Source organism: Bradyrhizobium sp. Arg816, from assembly GCF_029989365.1.
GTDB lineage: Bacteria > Pseudomonadota > Alphaproteobacteria > Rhizobiales > Xanthobacteraceae > Bradyrhizobium.
Genome location: NZ_JAPRAQ010000001.1, coordinates 17,303 through 36,721 on the forward strand (window position 1 = coordinate 17,303; position 19,419 = coordinate 36,721).

The following is a 19,419-nucleotide window of genomic DNA, read 5'->3' on the forward strand; positions in this document are numbered from 1 at the left end:
GCGCAGTGCACACCAAGATGCGCCAGGGGAAACAAAATGCCGGCTGCCTTCCCGTCGTCCCTACCCACCATCCCGACCGCTCCTTTGACTGTCCGCATGCGCGATGCGTTGCGCGCGATCGTCGGCGAGAAGGGCCTCATCGAGGACGAGCACGGCAAGCAGCCGTTCGTGACGGACTGGCGTGGATCGCTGGTTGGCGGCGCGGGCGCCGTCGTTCGTCCTGGCAGCACCGAGGAAGTCTCGAGAGTGGTCCGGCTTTGCCATGAGCACGGCGTCGCGATCGTGCCGCAGGGTGGCAACACCGGCCTGATGGGCGGGGCCACGCCCTGGCCGGCGCACACCGGTATCGTGCTGTCGCTCGGCCGCATGAACCGCGTGCTGGACGTCGATGCCGTCGGCTACGCGATGACGGTCGAGGCCGGTTGCGTTCTCCAGACGCTTCAGGAGACGGCAAGCCGTCACGACAGGTTCCTGCCGCTCAGCCTTGGCGCCCAGGGCTCGTGCATGATCGGCGGCAATCTGTCGACGAACGCCGGCGGCGTGCAGGTGCTCCGCTATGGCAATGCCCGCAATCTCGTCTTGGGGCTCGAAGTCGTGCTGGCCAACGGAGACGTCTGGGACGGACTGCGTGCGCTCAAGAAGGACAACACGGGCTACGACCTCAAGCACCTCTTCATGGGCGCCGAGGGAACGCTGGGCATCATCACCAAGGCTGTCCTCAAACTATGGCCGGCACCGAAGGACATCTGCACAGCGTGGCTGGCGATCCGCGATCCGCGCGCGGCGCTGGAGATCCTGTCCGAAGCCCATGCTGCATCAGGGGACAATGTCGGCTCCTGCGAGCTGATGAGCCGCAGCGCCATCGACATGGTGCTGCGCCATATCCCCGGCACCCAGGATCCTCTCAAGGCGGACACGCCATGGTACCTCCTGCTCGAATGGTCGTCCTCGCGGGCCCGACAGGACGGGACCGAGGGCATGACCGAGAAGCTGGAGCAGTTTCTCGCCGATCAGCTCGAGGCCGGCCGCGTGCTCGACGCGGTGATCGCGCACACCGGAAATCAATCGCGCAACATGTGGCGCATCCGGGAAAGCGTCGCCGAGGCCTCCCGTGCCGAGGGGCCGGGACTGAGCTACGACGTGTCGGTGGCCATCTCCAGGATTCCCGGGTTCATCGACCAGGGGCTCAAGGCCGTGCTCGACATTCTTCCGACCATCCGCCCCTATCCTTTGGGGCACATCGGCGACGGCAATCTGCATTTCTCGTTCATGGGCCCCAAAGGCATGGATCAGCAGACGCTGACCCAATATTCGTCCGCCATCACGCGGGCCGTGAACGATCTCATCACGTCCATGGGCGGCTCGATCTCGGCGGAGCACGGCATCGGCATCGACAAGCTCGACGAGCTCAGTCACTACCGCTCGAAGACCGAGCTCGACATCATGCGCACCATCAAGCGCGCGCTCGATCCGCAAAACATCATGAATCCCGGCAAGGTGCTACGGCTGTGATGAGGTGACGCTTCGCCGCGTCGTCTTCGGCTGCGTCGATGTCAGAGCGGTAGCAGAACACGAACACTCGCCTTGGACACACGACCAAGTCCGTTTCGGCTTCCGCATCGCACTAACCCACGGCTTCATTCGCCGTTGTCATTCGACACGCCAGCGCTATTGTGCGCGGGCGGCGCAGCCGCGGCATTCATCCAATAATTCAGATTATGGGAGAATCGCATGAAATTCATTACAACCTGGAGTGTACCGCAAGGCACCTTCAATGCGGCCGTCAGCCGCTTTCTGGAAACCGGCGGAGCGCCACCCGAAGGCGTCAAGATGCTGGGCCGGTGGCATGGCATGAACGGACAGGGATTTGCGATCTCTGAATCGAGCGATCCAAAGGCGATGTATCGCTGGCACGCACAGTGGGCTGATCTGCTCCCATTGACCGTCACACCCTGTCTGGAGGATGGCGACGCGGGCGAAGTGATGGCCTCGCTGCCCAAGCGCTAATCGTCAAAAGCGCTAACCGTCAATCCTCATGCCATTGCCGCCGAAGACCGGCGGCAGTGGCATGCCCGGCAGGTTTAGAATGTCGATCTGTCCGGCGGAAGGCGTGGTCGCTCCCGTCTGGCGGCTTACAGCTACTGTGCTTGTGGGTATTTCGATAGGGTCGTCAGTGACGGCCGCGATTCCTTTAGCGCTCAGGTGGCGAGCGTGGAATCACCCATTGCTCGAGGCGATCGATCGATGCCTCCCGTTCATGCTGGCCCAACCAAATCGTAAAGAGAACCAGCGCGGCGGCGAGAGCCCCGATGCCGAAATACAGGTTCCTCATGCGCGTTTGAATGCGCTGCGCCGCGAATGGTTCCATCCATCACGACTTTCATCACGTCGCTCCACGAGGAGCGAGGCGACGAAGGCAATCCAGACGGCCTCCGCGGGTAAAGTCTGGATTGCTTCGCGGAGCCTGTCATCGGGGGCCTCGCTTCGCGCGCACCCGGTTGCTGGCAGTGACCGCAGCCTACGGCCTGATCGAAAATTTCTCCGGCGGCCCGGCCTTTCGCAGCGGCTCGGCGAGCCTTGCGAACTCGCACAGCAGCGACCTTGTCTTCCTGGGATCGATGATCTCCTCGACCCAGAATTTTTCGGCGGAGCGGAACGGCGAGCGCAGCTTGTTGAGGCGATCCTCGATCTCCCTCAGCTTGCCCGCCTTGTCCTCGGCCGCATCGATGTCGGCGCGGTAGGCGGCTTCGATGCCGCCTTCGAGCGGCAGCGAGCCCCAATAGGCCGACGGCCAGGCGTAGCGGATCGAGAAGCGGTCGGCCGGCTGATGCACCACGCCGGCGACACCGAAGGCGTTGCGCAGGATCACGGTGCACCAGGGCACGGTGGTCTGGTTGACCGCGGCCATGGCACGGACGCCGTGGCGGATGGTGGCCGCCTTCTCGGCATCGAGGCCGATCATGAAGCCCGGGCAGTCCATGAGATAGACGATCGGCAGGTGGAAGGTTTCGGCGAAGTCGACCCAACGCACCACCTTCTGGCAGGCATCCGCGGTCCACGAGCCGCCATAGTGGAAACTGTCGCTGGCAAGCACCATCACCGCCCTGCCCTCGAGCCGGGCGAGACCGACAATGATCGGCTTGCCGAAATTCTTGGCGACCTCGAAGAACGAGCCCTTGTCGACGACCTGCTCGACGATCGGCCGCATCTTGTAGACCTGCTTGCGGTTGCGCGGCACCGCATTCATCAGGGCTTCTTCGGTACGCTCCGGATTGTCGGTGCACGGCAAGGTCGGCGGCAGCTCGTAGACCGATGACGGCAGATAAGAGAGGAAGCGCCGCGCGCAGGCGAACGCCTCTTCTTCCGTGTCGACGGCGTGATCGACCGCGCCGGCGCGGGTCTGGATGTCGGCGCCGCCGAGCTCCTCCTTCGAGAGGTCCTGCCCGAGCGCCTTCACCACCGGCGGCCCCGCGACGAACATCGCGGACTTCCTGGTCATGATGGAATAGTGGCTGGCGGCAAGGCGCGCCGCGCCAAGGCCAGCGACCGAGCCGAGACCGAGCGCGACGACCGGCACGCGCGACAAATTTTCCGTCGTGAAGCGATACCAGCGCGTGCCGCCGATGCCGCCCGGCAGATTGGCCGCGCCCTTGGTCTCGATGGTCTTGACCGAGCCGCCGCCGCCGGAGCCCTCGATGATTCGGACGATGGGCAGACGGAAATCATGCGCCATCTCCTCCGCCATCAACGGCTTGGCCGAGATCGACGCATCGGCCGAGCCGCCGCGGACGGTGAAGTCGTCGCCGACCACGACGACCGTGCGGCCTTCGACGCGCGCGCGGCCGAACACGCAGTTCGCCGGCGTCAATTTCTGCAACTCGCCGCGGGAATCGTACTCACCGATGCCGGAGACGGCACCGATCTCGTGAAAGCTGCCGCTGTCGATCAGTCTGTCGATACGCTCCCGAACAGTCAGTCGGCCCTGGTCATGCTGACGCTTGACCTTGTCAACGCCGCCCATCTCCCGCGCGAAGGCTTCGCGCCGGGCGAGCTCGTCGAGTTCCGGCTTCCAGTTCATTCACTCCCTCCGAATTGATCGGCTTGTTATTGTTATGTACGGCCATTGCGACCGGTTTGCGTGAGATACGGGCGTTGAAGACGTCGCCTTCCGCGCCCTCCATCAGGCTGCCGAGCGAACGGCCGAGCGCGAGCATCAGCGGCGCGACTTCGGCATGCAGACGCTGCTCGTCATACATCGACGACAGAAGGCCGATCGTGATGACGACGAAGGTCTGGTACTGCGGCGACCAGATCGGCACCGCGAGGCCGTTGATGTGCGGGCTCCACAGGCCGCAGGCCACGACGTATCCGCGCTCGAGCAACGACTGCCTGTTGGCCTCGATGCGGGGCCTCAGGATCTTTGCAGCTTCGGGCGCTTCCCGTTCCATGTCCGTGATGAAGGCATCGCCGACTTCAGGCGCCAGCGCCGCCGTGAAGGCCGCGCCCGCGGCCGTCGAGGCCATCGAGATGCGGCTGCCGGTGCCCTCGTGCAGGCCGAGCGCAGCCGCCGAGCGCGCGAACTGGAGATAGACCAGATGGAAGCGATCGGGGACAACGAAGCCGACCGTGCCCGGAAGCTGCTCGGCGACTTCCTGCAGCCGCTGCCGGATCATGCTGCGCAGCTGCGCGCCCTTCATCATCGAGGCGCTCATCGCCACCGCGCTCGGACCGATGCGATACTTCTGGTCTCGCGGCAGGTACACGAGCTGCCCCATCCGCGTCAGCGTGTGCGTGAGCCGCGACACCGTCGAGCGCGGCAGGCCGCAGCGATTTGAAATCTCGAGATTGCCGAGTCGGGCCTCGTGGCCCTCGAAGCATCGCAACACGTCGAACGCGCGCGACACCACCTGGATGACATCACCCTCGCCGGCATCGCCAGCGAGCGCACCTTGCCTGCTTAACCGCTCCGATCGTCGTCCCATGTTCCCTACCGTTCGTTCCGCTCTGCGGAATTAAATTCCACTTGCAGACGACGCTACCTCAGGCATTTTGCGACGACAACAAAAAGGCGATGGCATGCCAGAAATTAAGATCGTCACGGAGGTCGCGGGTCGCATCTGCTCAACTCCCGTGCAAGTTGGCGGAACCGTTGCGGATGGTGATGACGTTGTGATCGTCGAAGCCATGAAGATGGAGATACCTGTGCCCTCGCCTGCGAGCGGCACGATCAAATCGCTGCTCGTCAAGCTCGACGATGTCGTCGCGGAAGGACAGGCGATCGCGATCGTCGCAAACTGACTGCATTATCCGTTGCTTCCGCGACAATCTGTCTGCCTCATCGCCGCGTTCGCGGTACGGCGTTGCCATCGCCTGATCGCGATGACATGATCGTTTCAAACAAAAATCTGTTTCAAACAAAGAATGAAACTCTTCGCGGCAAACGCGGGGATCATTGGAGGGAAACATGCTTCGTGGGCTGACCATGCTCGCGCCCGCCTTGGTTGCGGGCATTTCTTTTGCGTCTACACGCTATGCAAGCGCCGAAGACAGCAAGCTGCCGGCGACATTGACGTTCACCGCCTATGACACCGGCACCGCCGGCTTCAACATCGCGGTCGGCGTCGGCAAGATGATGAAGGACAAATACGGCACCGATGTGCGCGTGCTGCCCGCAGGCAACGACGTCGCGCGGCTTGCACCATTGCGCGCCAAGCGCGCGGCGTCATCCGCGATGGGATCGGGCACCTATTTCGCGCAGGAAGGCGTGTTCGAATTCGGCTCGAAGGAGTGGGGCCCGCAGCCGCTCCAGATCATGCTGTCGAGCGTCGATTGCAATTGCGGTTCGCTTGGGGTCGCAGCCGATAGCGGCGTGAAAGATCTGAAAGACCTGAAAGGCAAGCGCGTCGGCTTCGTGGTCGGCTCGCCCGCGCTGAACCAGAACTCGCTCGCGGTGCTCGCCTTCGCGGGCCTGACGCAGAAGGACGTCAAGGTCGTCGAGTTCGCGAGCTACGGCGCGATGTGGAAAGGCCTGATCAACAACGACACCGACGCCGCCTTCGGCACCACCATCACCGGCCCCGCCAAGGAAGCCGAGACCTCGCCGCGTGGCCTGGTCTGGCCGCCACTGCCCGCCAAGGACAAGGAAGGCTGGGCGCGGATGCAGAAGGTCGGCTCGTTCTTCTTCCCGCAGACCGCAACCTGCGGCGCCGGCATCACGCCGGACAAGCCGATCGAGCTCGGCAACTACCCCTATCCGATCTTCGTCGCCTATGCCTCGCAACCGGCCGACCAGGTCTATGCGATGACCAAGGCGATGATCGCGAACTACGACGCCTACAAGGACTCTGCACCGGGCGCCGGCGGGCTCGCCTCCGACCGGCAGACCAAGAACTGGGTGGTGCCCGTGCATCCCGGCGCGGTGAAGGCCTTGAAAGAAGCCGGGCAATGGTCTGACGCGCAGGACGCCCACAACAACAAGCTGTTCAAGCGACAGGACGTGCTTGGTGCGGCGTGGGCGGATTACAGCAGGTCCAATCCGCCGTCGGACGAAAAGGCCTTCCTCGAAGGCTGGATGAAGGCGCGCGCCACGGCGCTGGCCAAGGCCGACATGCCGAACGGGTTTGACTGACCGTCAAGCTGCCTGCCGCAGAACTGTTTGAGGAGAGCACCGATGTCAGAGACTGCGGCAGCGCCGGCGACGAAGGTTGAATTCGAGGACCCGCATCCCGGCGCCGCCGCCGACCTGCAGGAAGCCGAGGTCACGCGCGTCCGCACATTGAAGGGCGCGTGGCGCTGGGTGCTGATGGCGGCCACCGCGGCCACCATTCTGTTGTGTGTGAACCAGCAATTCTCGCTGCGGTTCTTCATCGACTACACACAGCTCAACACCGAATATTTCTACCTGCTGATCGCGCTGATGCTCCCGTTCACCTTCCTGATCTTTCCGGGATCGGAGAAGGCGCCGCTCGACCGCATCCCCTGGTATGACCTGCTGCTGTTCGCGGCGACCTTCGGCTCGGCGATCTGGCTGATGCTCAACATCCGCAAGGCCGCGCAATTCGGCTGGGAGTTCGATGGCGCGCCTGGCAGCGTCATCGCCGCCGGGCTCGTGATGTGGTTCGTGCTGATGGAGGCGCTGCGGCGCACCGGCGGCTGGAGCCTGCTGCTCAGCGTGCTGCCCTTCACGCTCTATCCGCTGTTTGCGGACTCTTCCTGGCTCGGACCGTTCCGCGGCACGCAATCGACGCTGCAGCAGACCACGTCTTATCACATGCTCTCCGGTGAGAGCCTGCTCGGCATTCCCATCCAGGCCTTTGCCGACACCGTGATCGGCTTCCTCGTCTTCGGCACCGCGCTGATGATGACGGGCGCGGGCAAATTCTTCATCAACATCGCCTTCGCGATGTGCGGCACCTTCCGCGGCGGCGCGGCAAAGGTCTGCGTGTTCGCCTCCGGCCTGCTCGGCACCGTCGGCGGCAGCATCGTTTCCAACGTGCTGACGGCGGGAACGATGACGATCCCCGCGATGAAGAAGACCGGCTTCACGCCGTCCTATTCCGGCGCGATCGAGGCCTGCGCCTCGACCGGCGCCGTGCTGGCGCCGCCGGTGCTGGGCGCCACCGCCTTCGTCATGGCGCAGTTCATGAACACCGGCTATGCCGACGTCGCGCTCGCCGCGACCATCCCCTCGATCCTCTATTATGTCGGCCTGTTCGCGCAGGTCGACGCCTATGCCGCCCGCCACAAGCTGAAAGGTCTGCCGCGCGCCGAGCTGCCGCGCTTCTGGGACGCTTTCAAAGAGGGCTGGTACTATCTCTTCGTGATCGTCGTGCTCGTGGTGATGCTGCTCTACTTCAAGCGCGAGAGCCACGCGCCGTTCTATGCCTCCGTGCTGCTCGTGATCCTGCATCAATGGTCCGGGCCGGCGCGCTGGAAGACCGGCAATACGCTCGTGCTCGCCGGTTCGATCGCGGCAACGGCTGCGATGTTCTGGTTCGGCGTGCTCAACGCGGCGCTGTGGGGCATGTGCCTGCTGGCGGCACTGAACGAGTTCTTCCCCGGCAAGAACTGGGGCGGCGCGCGCTGGCTGCATTTCCTCGAGCTCAACGGCAAGACCTTCGTCGAGCTGATCGCGATCCTCGCCGGCTGTGGCCTCTTGATCGGCGCCTTCTCGCTCACCGGCGTGATCTCGAGCCTCGCCAACGATCTGCTCAGCATTGCCGGGGGCGATGCCTTCCTGCTGCTGATCATGTGCGCCATCACCAGCCTGATCCTCGGGCTCGGGCTGACCACGACCTCCTGCTACATCTTCCTGGCCATCCTGGTGGCGCCGGCGCTGGAGAAGCTCGGGCTGAACAAGATGGCCGTGCACATGTTCATCTTCTACTGGGGCATGCTGTCCTCGATCACGCCGCCGGTGGCGATCGCCTCCTTCGCGGCGGCCGGCATCGCAGGCGCGCCCGCGATGAAGACGGGCTGGGAGAGCATGTGGGTCGGCAGCATCATCTATTTCATCCCGTTCTTCTTCGTGCTCAATCCGGCGCTACTGCTTCAGGGCAGCAATCCGTATCTGGAGGCATTCGGGCTGACCGGACTTGCCTGCTTCGGCATCGTCTTCATCTGCGGCGGCATCCAGGGCTACCAGGCTTATGTCGGCGACCTTCGCGGCGCCGGCCTGATGGAGTGGCCTTTGCGGGTGCTGCTGGTGATCGGCGGTTTTGTCGTGGCCACGCCTGGCGGCGGGATCATGCCGCTGTCGCAGATGCAGGTCACGCTGCTCGGCCTCGCGATCCTGGTGCCCACGGTCTTGATCGCCCTGCTGCTGGTTCGGCGGCAGGCCGTGGTGCCGGACGGGTTGCGCGTGCCCTGATTGCGTTGCAAAACAGGGGCGATGACACCGCTCTCGCTTGCCGCCTCCGCCTGGACCCGCTCGAAGCCGCCCTTGCTGCGGTTTCTGGGCAATTGTCTCAACGAATTCTCGGCCGAGACCGCAGGCGCCGTCGCCGACTACATCCCCGAGCTGAGCAAGGCCGACCCTGCCCATTTTGGCATCAGCCTCGCGACGCTGGACGGCCATGTCTACGAGGTCGGCGACTCCAGGGTGCCCTTCACCATCCAGTCGATGTCAAAGCCGTTCGTGTTCGCGCTGGCGCTGGACCTCCTGGGCGCCGGCCGCGTCGAGAGCGCGATCGGCGTCGAGCCCTCGGGCGATCCCTTCAACTCGATCCGGCTCAATTCCGACAACCATCCGTTCAACCCGATGGTCAATGCCGGCGCGATCGCCTGCACCGGGCTGATCTATGACAGCAAGGGCCCTGAAGCCTTCGAGCAGATTCGGCTCGCGCTCAGCCGCTTCGCGGGCCGCGATCTCGCGGTGGACGAGGCCGTTTACAGCTCGGAGAGCCAGACCGGCGACCGCAACCGCGCCATCGGCTACCTCCTCAAGACCAATGCGGTGATCTCGGACAATGTCGCGGGTGTGCTCGACGTCTATTTTAGGCAATGCGCGGTGCTGGTCACGGCGCGCGACATTGCGGTGATGGCGGCAACGCTCGCCAACCGCGGCGTCAATCCGGTGACGGGCGAGCAGGTGCTGAGCGCTTACGCGATCTCGCGCACGCTGTCGGTGATGACGTCGTCGGGCATGTACGACTACGCCGGCGAATGGATCTACCGGATCGGCATTCCCGCCAAGAGCGGCGTCGGCGGCGGCATTCTGGCGGCACTCCCCGCCCGCCTCGGCCTCGGCAGCTATTCGCCCAAGCTCGACAAGCACGGCAACAGCGTGCGCGGCATCAAGGTCTGCGAGGCGCTGTCCTCGCATTACGACCTGCACATGCTCAACCGCAGCGACGACGCCCGCAACGCCGTCATCGCCGACTACGACATCGGCAAGAGCCCGTCGCGGCGCGTGCGCCGGCCGCAAGAGCGCGAGATTCTGGCCGCGCACGAGCAGGAGGTGCGGGTCATCGAGCTGGTCGGCACGCTGTCGCTGTCGGCGGTCGATTATGTCTCACGCAGGCTCGCCGGACAGCCGCGGCCGCAAATCGTGATCTTCGATCTCCACCGCGTCACCTCCACCACCCGCGCCGGGGCGCGGCTCGTGGCCGAGGCGTTCGAGGAGCTGGCGGCGCTGAACGTGACCGTCGTGATTTCAGGCGTCCGACGCGCTTCCAAGGAGTGGGACAGCCTGCGGGAATGGACGGCGGAGCTGAAGAACGTCCGCGACTTCTATCTGCTCGACACCGCAATCGAATGGGCGGAAGACCAGATCGTCTACCGCTATGGCGGCTCGATCGATTTCCACGAGACCACCGAGCTTGCTGAACAGCCGCTGCTATCAGGCATGAGCGAGGAAGAGCTGACCGACCTCGCCTCGATCTGCGCGATCCGGACCTTTCCATCCGGGGCAAAGATCATCACGACGGGCGCCCCCGCCGAGTCCCTGTTCTTCCTGCGCAGCGGCGCCGTGCATGTCACCCTGCCCGACGGCGTGCGGCTGGCGACGCTGACCGCCGGCATGGCCTTCGGCGAGATGGGGCTGCTGGAGCCGACGCGCACGGCCGATGTGTTCGCGGATATGTCGGCAACCGCGTTCGAGGTGCCGCTGAAGGATTTCGAGCGCTTCCGCAAGCAGCACCCGCGCGCCAGCGAACGCGTCATGCGCAATCTGGCGCAGCTGCTCGCCGACCGCCTGATCGTCGCCAACGCCAAGGTGGATATCCTGACGTCGACGTAAAGGCTGGCCGAGGTTCATTCACAAGAGGCCGTCATGCCCGGGCTTGTCCCGCCTGCGCGGCCGAAGCCGCTTCGGCGCGGCGAAGGCCCGGGCATCCACGTTCTTTTGCTGCGTGGCAAGGCGTGGATAGCCGGGACAAGCCCGGCCATGACGCTGCGGAGACTGTCGGTGCCCCAGCGTACGCCTCTTGCTCAGCGGCTCGCGGCCTCGCTGATCCGCCGCTTGATCTTGGCGGCGCTGGCCTTGAGCAATTCGGATGGCTGCTGGCCGGTCGCCGCGCACAGGCAGGCCCAGTAATAGATGACATCGCCGAGCTCTTCGACGAGACCCGCCTTGTCGAGCCAGTCATCGCGGAGCAGCTTCTTGATGTGCTCGGCGACCTCGCCGGATTCGCCGGCGAGGCCGAGCCCGAGATAGGACAGCCGCTCGTTGGACGGATGCTCATCGACTTTCGCAATGCTCGCGGCCCAGACCGCGTATTCATCGATCGTCATTGGCAAACCTCGCCACAGTTTTTGGATCAGCCCACCACTTCCGTGACGGGCTGGAGGTCGATTTCAAAGGTCTCCAGAAATTTCGAGGTCATGATGTAGAAGCCGACCGAAAGCTGGAGCTCGACCAGCGCGGCCGGTGTCAGCTTCGATGCGATCGCCTTGAACGTCGCATCCGTCGGCTTCTTCAGCTTCACGATCTCGTCGGTGAAGGCGAGTGCGGCGCGCTGCACCTCATTGAAGCAGGCCGCGGCCTGCCAGTTCTCCAGCGCTTCGTTCTGCTCGTCGGTGACGCCGACATTCTTGCCGATGCGCTTGTGCGCGACGATCTCATACGGCGCCTCGCACAAAATCCCGGTGCGGGTGATCGCGAGCTCGCGCACGATGGGATCGAGCTCGCCCTTGTGGCGGATGGCGCCGCCGAGCCGGCAATATTGCTCAAAGTAGCTCGGCGAGTGCGCCATCATGCGGAAGATGTTGGCGTTGCGGTTCTTGTCGAGAATTTCGCGGGTGCGGTCGGACGCCTTGATCGGGTCGCTGTAGTTGATACGGGCCATGATTTACCTGAAGATTTCCCTGACGATTTCCTTGAAGATTACCTTGGGCCTTTGATGCTTTTTTGTCGTTAGCGGCGAGAGTTCCACGAAACTGTATTCTGGCGTGACCGCAACAGCAACATCATCGAGTCAAAATGCCGCCGCATTGCTGATCGACCTTGGCACAGTCGATATTCGCCGCGTGGGGACAAATCACGGTGAATACTCGCAAGGGGTGTTCCGAGTAAAAACAATTGACCGTCGGGTGCGCTAGCCGCGCAACGATGAGTCACGCCCAAGTCTAGGGAGAATAAGGCATGAAGGAAGCCACCAAGGGGGCGGCCTCGGAAGCGCTCGCGCATATGCTGGCGGTGACGGCGATGCTCGTCATCGCCAGCATCTTGTTCTACGGGCGTTAGCAAGAGTTGCGTAGAGTGTTTTCGTCATTCCGGGGTGGCTCTCGCACAGGCCAAGCCCAGAATCCCGTTCCAGGCTCGGTCCCTTGGACCGCCCCCGAATGACGGATCCTACTCTATTTCCTTTTGCTGAAAAACGGCACGAGCTTGCCGGCGAATGTCGGGAAGCTCGCGGTGACCTCATCACCGATAGCTAGATTCGGCTCGCCATGCGCCATCATGCGAAAGCCCTCGGCGCAATCGACCAGCAGGATGTTGTAGGGCACGTGCGCGCGGGTCTCGGGCGTGGCGGCGCGGCAGACCAGCGAGGTCGCATAGACCCTGCCCTTGCCGCTGGCGCGCGCATCGCGCGGATCGGGCGCGCCGCAGGCCGCGCAGAAGGCGCGATGGAAATACTGCACATGGCCGCATGCGCCGCAGGTCTGAAAGGTGATGGCCTGCTCACCCTTGGTCCAGTCCGCGATTCGTTCGCTCATCGCACGCGCTCCAGAAACATGCTCACGTGGGACGACAGCACGCCGCCGTCGCCGTGCAGCAGCGCGATCGAGGCATCGCGCACCTGGCGGCTAGCCGCCCGCCCCGTCATCTGCAAATGCGCCTCGACCAGATGCGCCATCGCACCGCCGACGCCGCAATGGCCATAGCTGAGAAGGCCGCCATGGGTGTTGAGCGGCATCGCGCCGTCGCGGCTGAAATGGCCGGCGCGCACGCGCGCAGCCGCCTCGCCGCGGCCGGCAAGGCCGAGGTCTTCCAGCAGCATGGCGAGCGTGATGGTAAAGCTGTCGTAGATCGCGGCGTAGCGCACGTCGGAGATCGCAAGGCCGGTGGCCTCCTTGGCGCGGGCGATGGAGATTTCAGCACCGAGCTCGCTGAGCGCGGGCGCGGCCGTCACATGCTGATGGGTATGCGCCTGGGCGCAGCCGCGGATGCGCACGGCGGTCTCGCCGGTCCGCTCACGGCTGATGACGAATGCCGCGCCGCCGTCTGACACCGGGCAGCAGTCCAGCAGCTTGAGCGGCATTGCCACCGGCTTCGAGGCCATGACATCGGCGACCGTGATGGGATCGTGGAATTGCGCGTCGGGGTGAGTGCAGGCATGCGCGCGCATCAGCACCGCGAATTCGGCGAGGTCTTCTTCCGTCACGCCGTATTCGTGCATGCAGCGCGTGGCGACCAGGCCGTAATAGGCGGGAATGGTCGGGCCGAGCGGCACCTCGTAATCGGGATGGCCGACCTGCGCCAAAGCCTGGATCGAGGCGTCGCGGCTCTGCCCGGTGAGCCGGTTCTCGCCGGCGACGACGAGGACGTTGCGCGCGACGCCCGCCTCGACGAGGTGATGGGCCAGCATCGTCATTGCGAGACCGGTGGCGCCGCCGACCTGCACGGCATGCGCGTAAGACGGGCGGATGCCGAAATGCTCGGCGAAGACGGTCGCCAACATGATGTGCGGCGAGACGGTGGAGTAGCCGCAGAGGATGCCGTCGATCTCGGCGCGCTTCAGCCCGGCATCGTCGAGCGCGGCTTGTGCGGCCCGGCTCATCAGGTCGAGCGAGGATGAGCCTTCGTGCTTGCCGAAAGGCGTGAGGCCGACGCCGGTGACGAAGCTCACGATGCCCCTCCCTGCTGCTGCGGCGAGCGCGTGACGCCATCGCGGACCAGCGCGGCGATCTCGTCCGGGGAGTAGCCGACCTCACGCAGAATCTCCGCGCCGTGCTCGTTGAGCCGCGGCGCAAGTCGCACCGGCTCCGCCTCGGTCTCTGACCAGGTCGCCGTCACCTTCATACTGCGGATCGGGCCTTCGGTCGGATGGTTCACGACCGGGAAGAAGCCGGTGGCTTCCAGATGCTCATCATGCAGGATCGACGCGAGGTCGTGCATCGGCATCACGGGCACGTCGGCCTTGGTCAGCAAATCGATCCACTCGGCCGTGGTGCGCGTCTCGAAGATGCGCGCGAGCTCGGCATAGACGACGTCGATATTGGCGGCACGGCCGGCGAATGTCGCGAATTTGGGGTCGGCGCGCAGATCGTCGCGGCTCGTTGCCTTGAAGAAGTTCTCCCACTGCTTGTCGTTGTAGACGATGACGCTGAGATAGCCGTCCGAGGTCTTGTAGGGCCGGCGGTCGCGCGAGAGATGGCGGGCATAGCCGCCCTTGTCGAGCGGCGGCTCGTAGGTGAGACCGCCCATGTGGTCGCCCATGACGAAGCCGGCCATGGTCTCGAACATCGGGATGTCGACGCGCTGGCCGCGGCCGGTGCGATCCCGATGCACCAGGCTGGCGCAGATCGCGCCGACCGCAGTGAGACCGACGATGCGGTCGACCAGCGCGTTGGGCACATAACGCGGCACGCCGTCGCCGGTCTGCGCCATCAAGGCGGGCAGCGCGGTCGCGCCCTGGATCAAATCGTCATAGGCGGGTTTTGCCGCATAAGGCCCGTCCTGGCCGAAGCCGAACACGCCGGCATAGACGAGGCGCGGGTTGATTTTCGAGACGACGTCGTAGCCGAGCTGAAGCCGCGCCATCGCCTGCGGGCGGACGTTGTAGACGAGAACGTCGGCGTCCTTCAGCAGCCGCAGCACGGCCTCGCGGCCGGCGGGCTTCTTCAGATCGAGACAGATCGAGCGTTTGCTGCGGTTGGTGTTGAGGAACACCGGGCCCATGCCGGCATGGCGCGTCGGGCCGATCAGGCGGGTGACGTCGCCGTCGAGCGATTCCACCTTGATCACGTCGGCACCGTAGTCGCCGAGCATCTGGGTCGCATAGGGACCCATCAGCACGGTGGTCATGTCCACGACCTTGATGCCCTTCAGCGGCCCCATCCGTTCGCTCCCGATTGCGCGAGCTCAACCTGGCCCTGCGATTTCGGTCCAGCTAAGGGCAGCGACGCCGCGCGCGCAAGGGCGGCCGGGGTATGGCCGCATGCGCAGGCCGATGCGGCGCTATTTCTTCTGGCGGGCTTCGCGGATCTTGATGAGACGGTCGAGCTCATCGTTCTGCTGGTTGATCCGGTCGGCGATCCGCGACTCGTTCTGCTCGCCGGAGGCGGCAGCGGCCTGCTCGATGAGCTGCCGGATATTGTCCTCGAGGATCGCGATGCGATCGTTGAGTGCGTCTATCGACAGCGAGTCTTCGTAGTCATTGCCCATGATGCGTTCCCTGCCAATCACTCAACAGCCGCAGGATGGGCAAAGCGTAGTGTGCCCACCTTGATCTAGCGCAACAAAAAGGTGGGCACGGCGCAAACGCGCCTTTGCCCACCCTACGAGACCTTACTTCAGCGGCTCCAGCACGGAGACGTAGTTGGCAACCGCCGCGCCGCCCATGTTGAAGATGCCGCCGAGCTTGGCGTTCTTGAGCTGCATGCCCTCGGGCGCCTGGCCGGCGAGCTGCATCGCGGTCATCACGTGCATCGAGACGCCGGTGGCGCCGATCGGATGGCCCTTGGCCTTCAACCCGCCGGACGGATTGACCGGCAGCTTGCCGTCCTTGAGGGTCCAGCCTTCCTTGATGGCGCGGGCGCCCTGCCCCTTCGGCGTCAGGCCCATCGCTTCGTATTCGATCAGCTCGGCGACCGTGAAGCAGTCATGGGTCTCGACGAAGGAGAGATCGGTGAGCGCAACGCCCGCCTTCTCCAGCGCGCGCTGCCAGGCGACCGTGCAGCCCTCGAACTGGAGGATGTCGCGCTTGGACATCGGCAGGAAGTCCTGGGCGTGCGCGGTGGCGCGGAAGCCGATCGACTTGCTCATGCCCTTGGCGGTCTCGGCATCGGCCAGCACCAGCGCCGCGGCGCCGTCGGAGACCAGCGAGCAGTCGGTACGCTTCAGGGGACCCGCGACGTAGGGGTTCTTCTCGCTCTCGGCCCGGCAGAACTCGAAGCCAAAGTCCTTGCGCATCTGGGCGAAGGGATTGGCGACGCCGTTCTTGTGGTTCTTGGCCGCGATCAGCGCCAGCGCATCGGACTGGTCGCCGTATTTCTGGAAATAGGAGCTGGCGATCTTGCCGAACACGCCGGCGAAGCCGCCGACGGTGTCGCCGTCTTCCGGCAGATAGGACGCCTTGAGCAGGTTCTTGCCGATCTCAGGCCCCGGGGTGCGGGTCATCTGCTCGACGCCGACGACGAGCACGATCCTGGCCGCGCCTGCGTCGATCGCTCGCAGGCCCTGATGGACCGCGGCGGAGCCGGTGGCGCAGGCGTTCTCGACGCGGGTCGTCGGCTTGAAGCGCAGCTTCGGGTCGGCCTGGAGCACCAGCGAGGCGGTAAAATCCTGCGGCGAGAAGCCGGCGTTGAAATGGCCGAGCACGATCTCGTCGACGTCGGAGGCGGAGATGCCGGCATCCGCAATCGCCTCATTGGCCACGCGGGTGACGAGGCTTTCGACGGTCTCGGTGTCGAACTTGCCGAACGGCGTATGCGCCCATCCGACGATGCTGGCGGTCATGGTCATCTCCCTGGGGACTCTTACTGAGCTAAATCTTAGCCCACCGACCGCAAGACTTCACGCTGCTTTCAGGGCCTTGAGGGTGCGCTGGCAGATGGCAGTTATGCCGGCCCAGTTTCCGGCCTTGATCTCCGCCGCCGGGCACAGCCAGGAACCGCCGACCGCGACCACATTGGGCTCGGCAAGCCAGGTCGCCGCATTGGCCTCGCCCACACCGCCGGTCGGGCAGAACCGCACGTTCGGGAACGGCCCGCCCAGCGCGCGCAGGCCCTTGATGCCGCCGGCCTGCTCGGCCGGGAAGAATTTTGCGACGTCGAGCCCGTAGGATAGCGCCAGCATCAGTTCTGACGCCGTGGCAATGCCCGGCGCGAACGGCAGGGAGCTGTCCGCGGCGACCTTCAGGAGATCGGGGGTCAGGCCCGGGCTGATGCCGAACGCGACGCCGAGCTTCTCGACACGGACGAAATCGGCCGGATTGAGAATCGTGCCGATGCCGACGACCGCCTCGGGGACTTCGGCCATCATCGCCCGCGCCGCCTCGATCGCAACCGGGGTGCGCATGGTCACCTCCAGCGTACGGACGCCGCCGGCCACCAGCGCTTTCGCCAGCGGCACGGCATCCTGGATGCGCTCGATGGTGAGGACGGGAATGACGGTCGCAGCCTTGAACAGCGCGACGAGGTGGTTCTGTTGGGCAGTCGTGGTCATCTTGGCTTTCGTTTCACTAGGTCGCTTTACTTGGTCGCTTGACGCGTGGTCCCCGGCCGGTGCCGCTTCTTCGGCGGCATGGCATAGCCCGGAATGATGGCGCCGGGATAGCAGATCACGAGGCTTGCGAGGCGATGCCCGGCCTGGGCCGCCTCGACCGGCTCGGAACCGGCAAGCCGGGCGGCGATATAGGCCGCGGCGAAGCTGTCGCCGGCCGCCGTGGTGTCGACGACGGGATTTGTCATCGGTTCGGCGCGGACCTCGCTGGTACCGCCGGGGAAGCGCAGCAGGCTGACCGGCTCGGCCAGCCGGAACACCAGCTCGGGGCTCGGGATGCGTGCCATCAGCTGGTCCTGGCTCTCGCCGGGATAGAGCGCGAGCAGATCCTCCGTCGAGGTCAGCACGATGTCGGCGGTTGCAAACGCCGCGGCGAAGACCTCGCGGGCGACGTCGCGGTCCGGCCATCCCCGCGCGCGGAAATTGGTGTCGAACACGAAGCGGGTGCCGAGCAGGCGCGCCCGCTTGATCGCCGCGAACAGGCGCTCGCGCCCGGGCGCATCGTAGATCGAGAGCGTGATCGCGGAGAGATAGACGATGTCGTAGCTCATCAGCGAGTTGAGCAGCTCGTCCGTCTCCGGCAGGCTCATCAATTGGCGCGCCGCCGCACTGTCGCGCCAGTGGAAGAACTGGCGCTCGCCCTTCGCATCCGTCTGGATCATGTAGAGGCCGGGCAGCTTGCCCGGCAGCCGCACGACGCGGCGGGTGCCGATGCTCTCCGCATTCCAGGCCGCGATCATCTCGTCGCTCAGGGCATCGTCGCCGAGCGCGGTGAGATAGTCGACCTTGACCTCGAGCCGCGCCAGATACACCGCCGTGTTGAGGGTGTCGCCGCCGAAGCCGCGCGAGTACAGGCCACCGCCCTGGCCATGCCCGCTGGACTGTCCACCCTGGGCCTGCCGGAGCTCGACCATGCATTCACCGATGCAAGCAACGCTCGCCATCGTCATATCCACGCTGTTCATCGGTTGGGTCAGGCGACGAAGTTGCCGCCGAGCTCGTCTTCGATGTGAATGCGGATGATGTCGTCGAAGCTCTTTTCTTCGGTGGTGAAGCCGAGCTCGCGCGCCCGCTTCGCCTCGAAATTACGCGGCCAGCCACCGACGATGCCGACGATGAACGGATCCGGCTCGTGCTTGATGCGCGCGGCGACCTTGTCGCCGGCCACCCGCTTGAGCGCAGCGATCTGTTCGCCGACCGTCGCCGAAAAGCCGGGCATGGTCAGATTGCGGCGCGGACCGACCTTGGCGAGGTCCATGGTGCCGGCATGGAGCAGGAAGCCGACGGCGGAACGCGGCGTGGCGTGCCAGTGGCGGACGTCCTCGGAGACCGGGAGGACCGCCTCCTTGCCGGCCAGCGGCTCGCGCAGGATGTTGGAGAAAAAGCCCGATGCCGCCTTGTTGGGCAGGCCGGGCCGGATGCAGATGGTCGGCAGACGAATGCCGATGCCGTCGAGGAAGCCGCGGCGCGAATAGTCGGCGAGCAGCAATTCGCCGATCGCCTTCTGAGTGCCGTAGCTGAGCAGCGGGGTGTGGAAGAACTCGTCGCCGATCGCATCCGGGAACGGGGCGCCGAATACCGCGATTGACGAGGTGAAGACCACGCGCGGCTTGTAGCCGCCGCCGACGAGCCTGACGGCATCGAGCAGCATGCGCGTGCCGTCGAGATTGATGCAGTAGCCCTTGTCGAAATCGAGCTCGGCTTCGCCGGAGACGATCGCGGCGAGATGGAAGATCACGTCGGGGCGGCCGGCGATCAGCTTTTCGGCTGCGCCCGGCACGGCGAAATCGCCTGACACGGTCTCGACGGGGAAACCGGCCTTTTCCGGCTTCTTGGGCTCGACCACGTCGTGCATGGTCAGCTTGGTGATGTCGCTCTTGCCGAGCCGGCCGTCGCGCAACAGCCGTTCACACAATTTACGGCCCACCATGCCGGCGGCGCCCAGAACCAGAATGTGCAAGAGCCTACTCCTTTTTATTGGCCGGAGCGCACCGCTCCTGAAAAGTCTTGGCGCGCTCTCAGGCAGGCCCCGC

The 19,419-nt window shown here is 65.0% G+C and carries 19 protein-coding genes; 6 read left to right on the plus strand and 13 right to left on the minus strand.

What is annotated here, in order from left to right:
* The first annotated feature begins 36 nt into the window (after positions 1 to 36).
* Together OWC48_RS00090 and OWC48_RS00095 are read left to right on the plus strand one after the other, a co-directional pair.
* The gene (locus OWC48_RS00090) at positions 37 to 1,512 is read left to right on the plus strand and encodes an FAD-binding oxidoreductase (protein ID WP_282518094.1); all 1,476 of its coding nucleotides are present in this window, start codon (positions 37 to 39) and stop codon (positions 1,510 to 1,512) included.
* 219 nt (positions 1,513 to 1,731) lie between these two features.
* Positions 1,732 to 2,007 carry a DUF3303 domain-containing protein gene (locus OWC48_RS00095; RefSeq protein ID WP_282518095.1) on the plus strand — a complete coding sequence of 92 codons (276 nt, stop codon included), beginning with the start codon at positions 1,732 to 1,734 and terminating at the stop codon, positions 2,005 to 2,007.
* A 184-nt stretch (positions 2,008 to 2,191) separates the two neighbouring features.
* Here the strand turns inward: OWC48_RS00095 and OWC48_RS00100 are convergent, their stop codons facing one another.
* From OWC48_RS00100 to OWC48_RS00110, 3 genes are all read right to left on the minus strand, one after another.
* Positions 2,192 to 2,368 (minus strand): hypothetical protein, encoded by a 177-nt coding sequence (locus OWC48_RS00100; RefSeq protein WP_282518096.1) that lies wholly within the window; start codon positions 2,366 to 2,368, stop codon positions 2,192 to 2,194.
* A gap of 150 nt (positions 2,369 to 2,518) precedes the next feature.
* Positions 2,519 to 4,078, minus strand: a complete 1,560-nt coding sequence (locus OWC48_RS00105) for an acyl-CoA carboxylase subunit beta (protein ID WP_282518097.1) — start codon at positions 4,076 to 4,078, stop codon at positions 2,519 to 2,521.
* Positions 4,008 to 4,982 (minus strand): IclR family transcriptional regulator, encoded by a 975-nt coding sequence (locus OWC48_RS00110; RefSeq protein WP_282518098.1) that lies wholly within the window; start codon positions 4,980 to 4,982, stop codon positions 4,008 to 4,010. Before OWC48_RS00110 ends, OWC48_RS00105 begins: the two co-directional genes overlap by 71 nt.
* A gap of 94 nt (positions 4,983 to 5,076) precedes the next feature.
* On the opposite strand from OWC48_RS00110, the gene OWC48_RS00115 reads away from it, so the two are divergent.
* The 4 genes from OWC48_RS00115 (at position 5,077) to glsA (ending at position 10,738) form a co-directional block, all read left to right on the plus strand.
* A complete protein-coding gene (locus OWC48_RS00115) occupies positions 5,077 to 5,298 on the plus strand; it encodes an acetyl-CoA carboxylase biotin carboxyl carrier protein subunit (protein WP_282518099.1) in 222 nt (73 codons plus the stop codon).
* Between the two features lie 166 nt (positions 5,299 to 5,464).
* The gene (locus OWC48_RS00120) at positions 5,465 to 6,628 is read left to right on the plus strand and encodes a TAXI family TRAP transporter solute-binding subunit (RefSeq protein WP_282518100.1); all 1,164 of its coding nucleotides are present in this window, start codon (positions 5,465 to 5,467) and stop codon (positions 6,626 to 6,628) included.
* A 42-nt stretch (positions 6,629 to 6,670) separates the two neighbouring features.
* Positions 6,671 to 8,869, plus strand: coding sequence for a TRAP transporter permease (locus tag OWC48_RS00125; protein WP_282518101.1), 2,199 nt, complete (start codon positions 6,671 to 6,673; stop codon positions 8,867 to 8,869).
* Positions 8,870 to 8,890: 21 nt separating this feature from the next.
* Complete coding sequence (gene glsA / locus OWC48_RS00130; RefSeq protein ID WP_282518102.1) at positions 8,891 to 10,738, plus strand: glutaminase A; 1,848 nt, start codon at positions 8,891 to 8,893, stop codon at positions 10,736 to 10,738.
* 191 nt (positions 10,739 to 10,929) lie between these two features.
* Here the strand turns inward: glsA and OWC48_RS00135 are convergent, their stop codons facing one another.
* The 10 genes from OWC48_RS00135 to denD all read right to left on the minus strand — a co-directional run bounded on the left by OWC48_RS00135 (position 10,930) and on the right by denD (position 19,346).
* Positions 10,930 to 11,232, minus strand: a complete 303-nt coding sequence (locus tag OWC48_RS00135; protein WP_282518103.1) for a nucleoside triphosphate pyrophosphohydrolase family protein — start codon at positions 11,230 to 11,232, stop codon at positions 10,930 to 10,932.
* Positions 11,233 to 11,258: 26 nt separating this feature from the next.
* Positions 11,259 to 11,786, minus strand: a complete 528-nt coding sequence (locus OWC48_RS00140) for a carboxymuconolactone decarboxylase family protein (RefSeq protein WP_282518104.1) — start codon at positions 11,784 to 11,786, stop codon at positions 11,259 to 11,261.
* A gap of 511 nt (positions 11,787 to 12,297) precedes the next feature.
* The gene (locus OWC48_RS00145; RefSeq protein ID WP_282518105.1) at positions 12,298 to 12,657 is read right to left on the minus strand and encodes a Zn-ribbon domain-containing OB-fold protein; all 360 of its coding nucleotides are present in this window, start codon (positions 12,655 to 12,657) and stop codon (positions 12,298 to 12,300) included.
* A complete protein-coding gene (locus tag OWC48_RS00150) occupies positions 12,654 to 13,790 on the minus strand; it encodes a thiolase family protein (RefSeq protein ID WP_282518106.1) in 1,137 nt (378 codons plus the stop codon). Before OWC48_RS00150 ends, OWC48_RS00145 begins: the two co-directional genes overlap by 4 nt.
* Positions 13,787 to 15,001 (minus strand): CaiB/BaiF CoA-transferase family protein, encoded by a 1,215-nt coding sequence (locus OWC48_RS00155; protein WP_282518107.1) that lies wholly within the window; start codon positions 14,999 to 15,001, stop codon positions 13,787 to 13,789. The genes OWC48_RS00150 and OWC48_RS00155 overlap by 4 nt, the downstream gene beginning before the upstream one ends.
* Before the next feature lie 120 nt (positions 15,002 to 15,121).
* Positions 15,122 to 15,328, minus strand: coding sequence for a hypothetical protein (locus OWC48_RS00160; protein WP_282518108.1), 207 nt, complete (start codon positions 15,326 to 15,328; stop codon positions 15,122 to 15,124).
* A 123-nt stretch (positions 15,329 to 15,451) separates the two neighbouring features.
* Positions 15,452 to 16,621, minus strand: a complete 1,170-nt coding sequence (locus OWC48_RS00165; protein WP_028169791.1) for an acetyl-CoA acetyltransferase — start codon at positions 16,619 to 16,621, stop codon at positions 15,452 to 15,454.
* A 57-nt stretch (positions 16,622 to 16,678) separates the two neighbouring features.
* Complete coding sequence (gene eda / locus OWC48_RS00170; protein WP_282518109.1) at positions 16,679 to 17,329, minus strand: bifunctional 4-hydroxy-2-oxoglutarate aldolase/2-dehydro-3-deoxy-phosphogluconate aldolase; 651 nt, start codon at positions 17,327 to 17,329, stop codon at positions 16,679 to 16,681.
* Positions 17,330 to 17,355: 26 nt separating this feature from the next.
* Entirely contained in the window at positions 17,356 to 18,330 is a 975-nt protein-coding gene (locus OWC48_RS00175) for a sugar kinase (protein WP_282518110.1), read from the minus strand.
* 29 nt (positions 18,331 to 18,359) lie between these two features.
* Entirely contained in the window at positions 18,360 to 19,346 is a 987-nt protein-coding gene (gene denD, locus OWC48_RS00180; protein WP_282518111.1) for a D-erythronate dehydrogenase, read from the minus strand.
* Between the last annotated feature and the right edge of the window lie 73 nt (positions 19,347 to 19,419).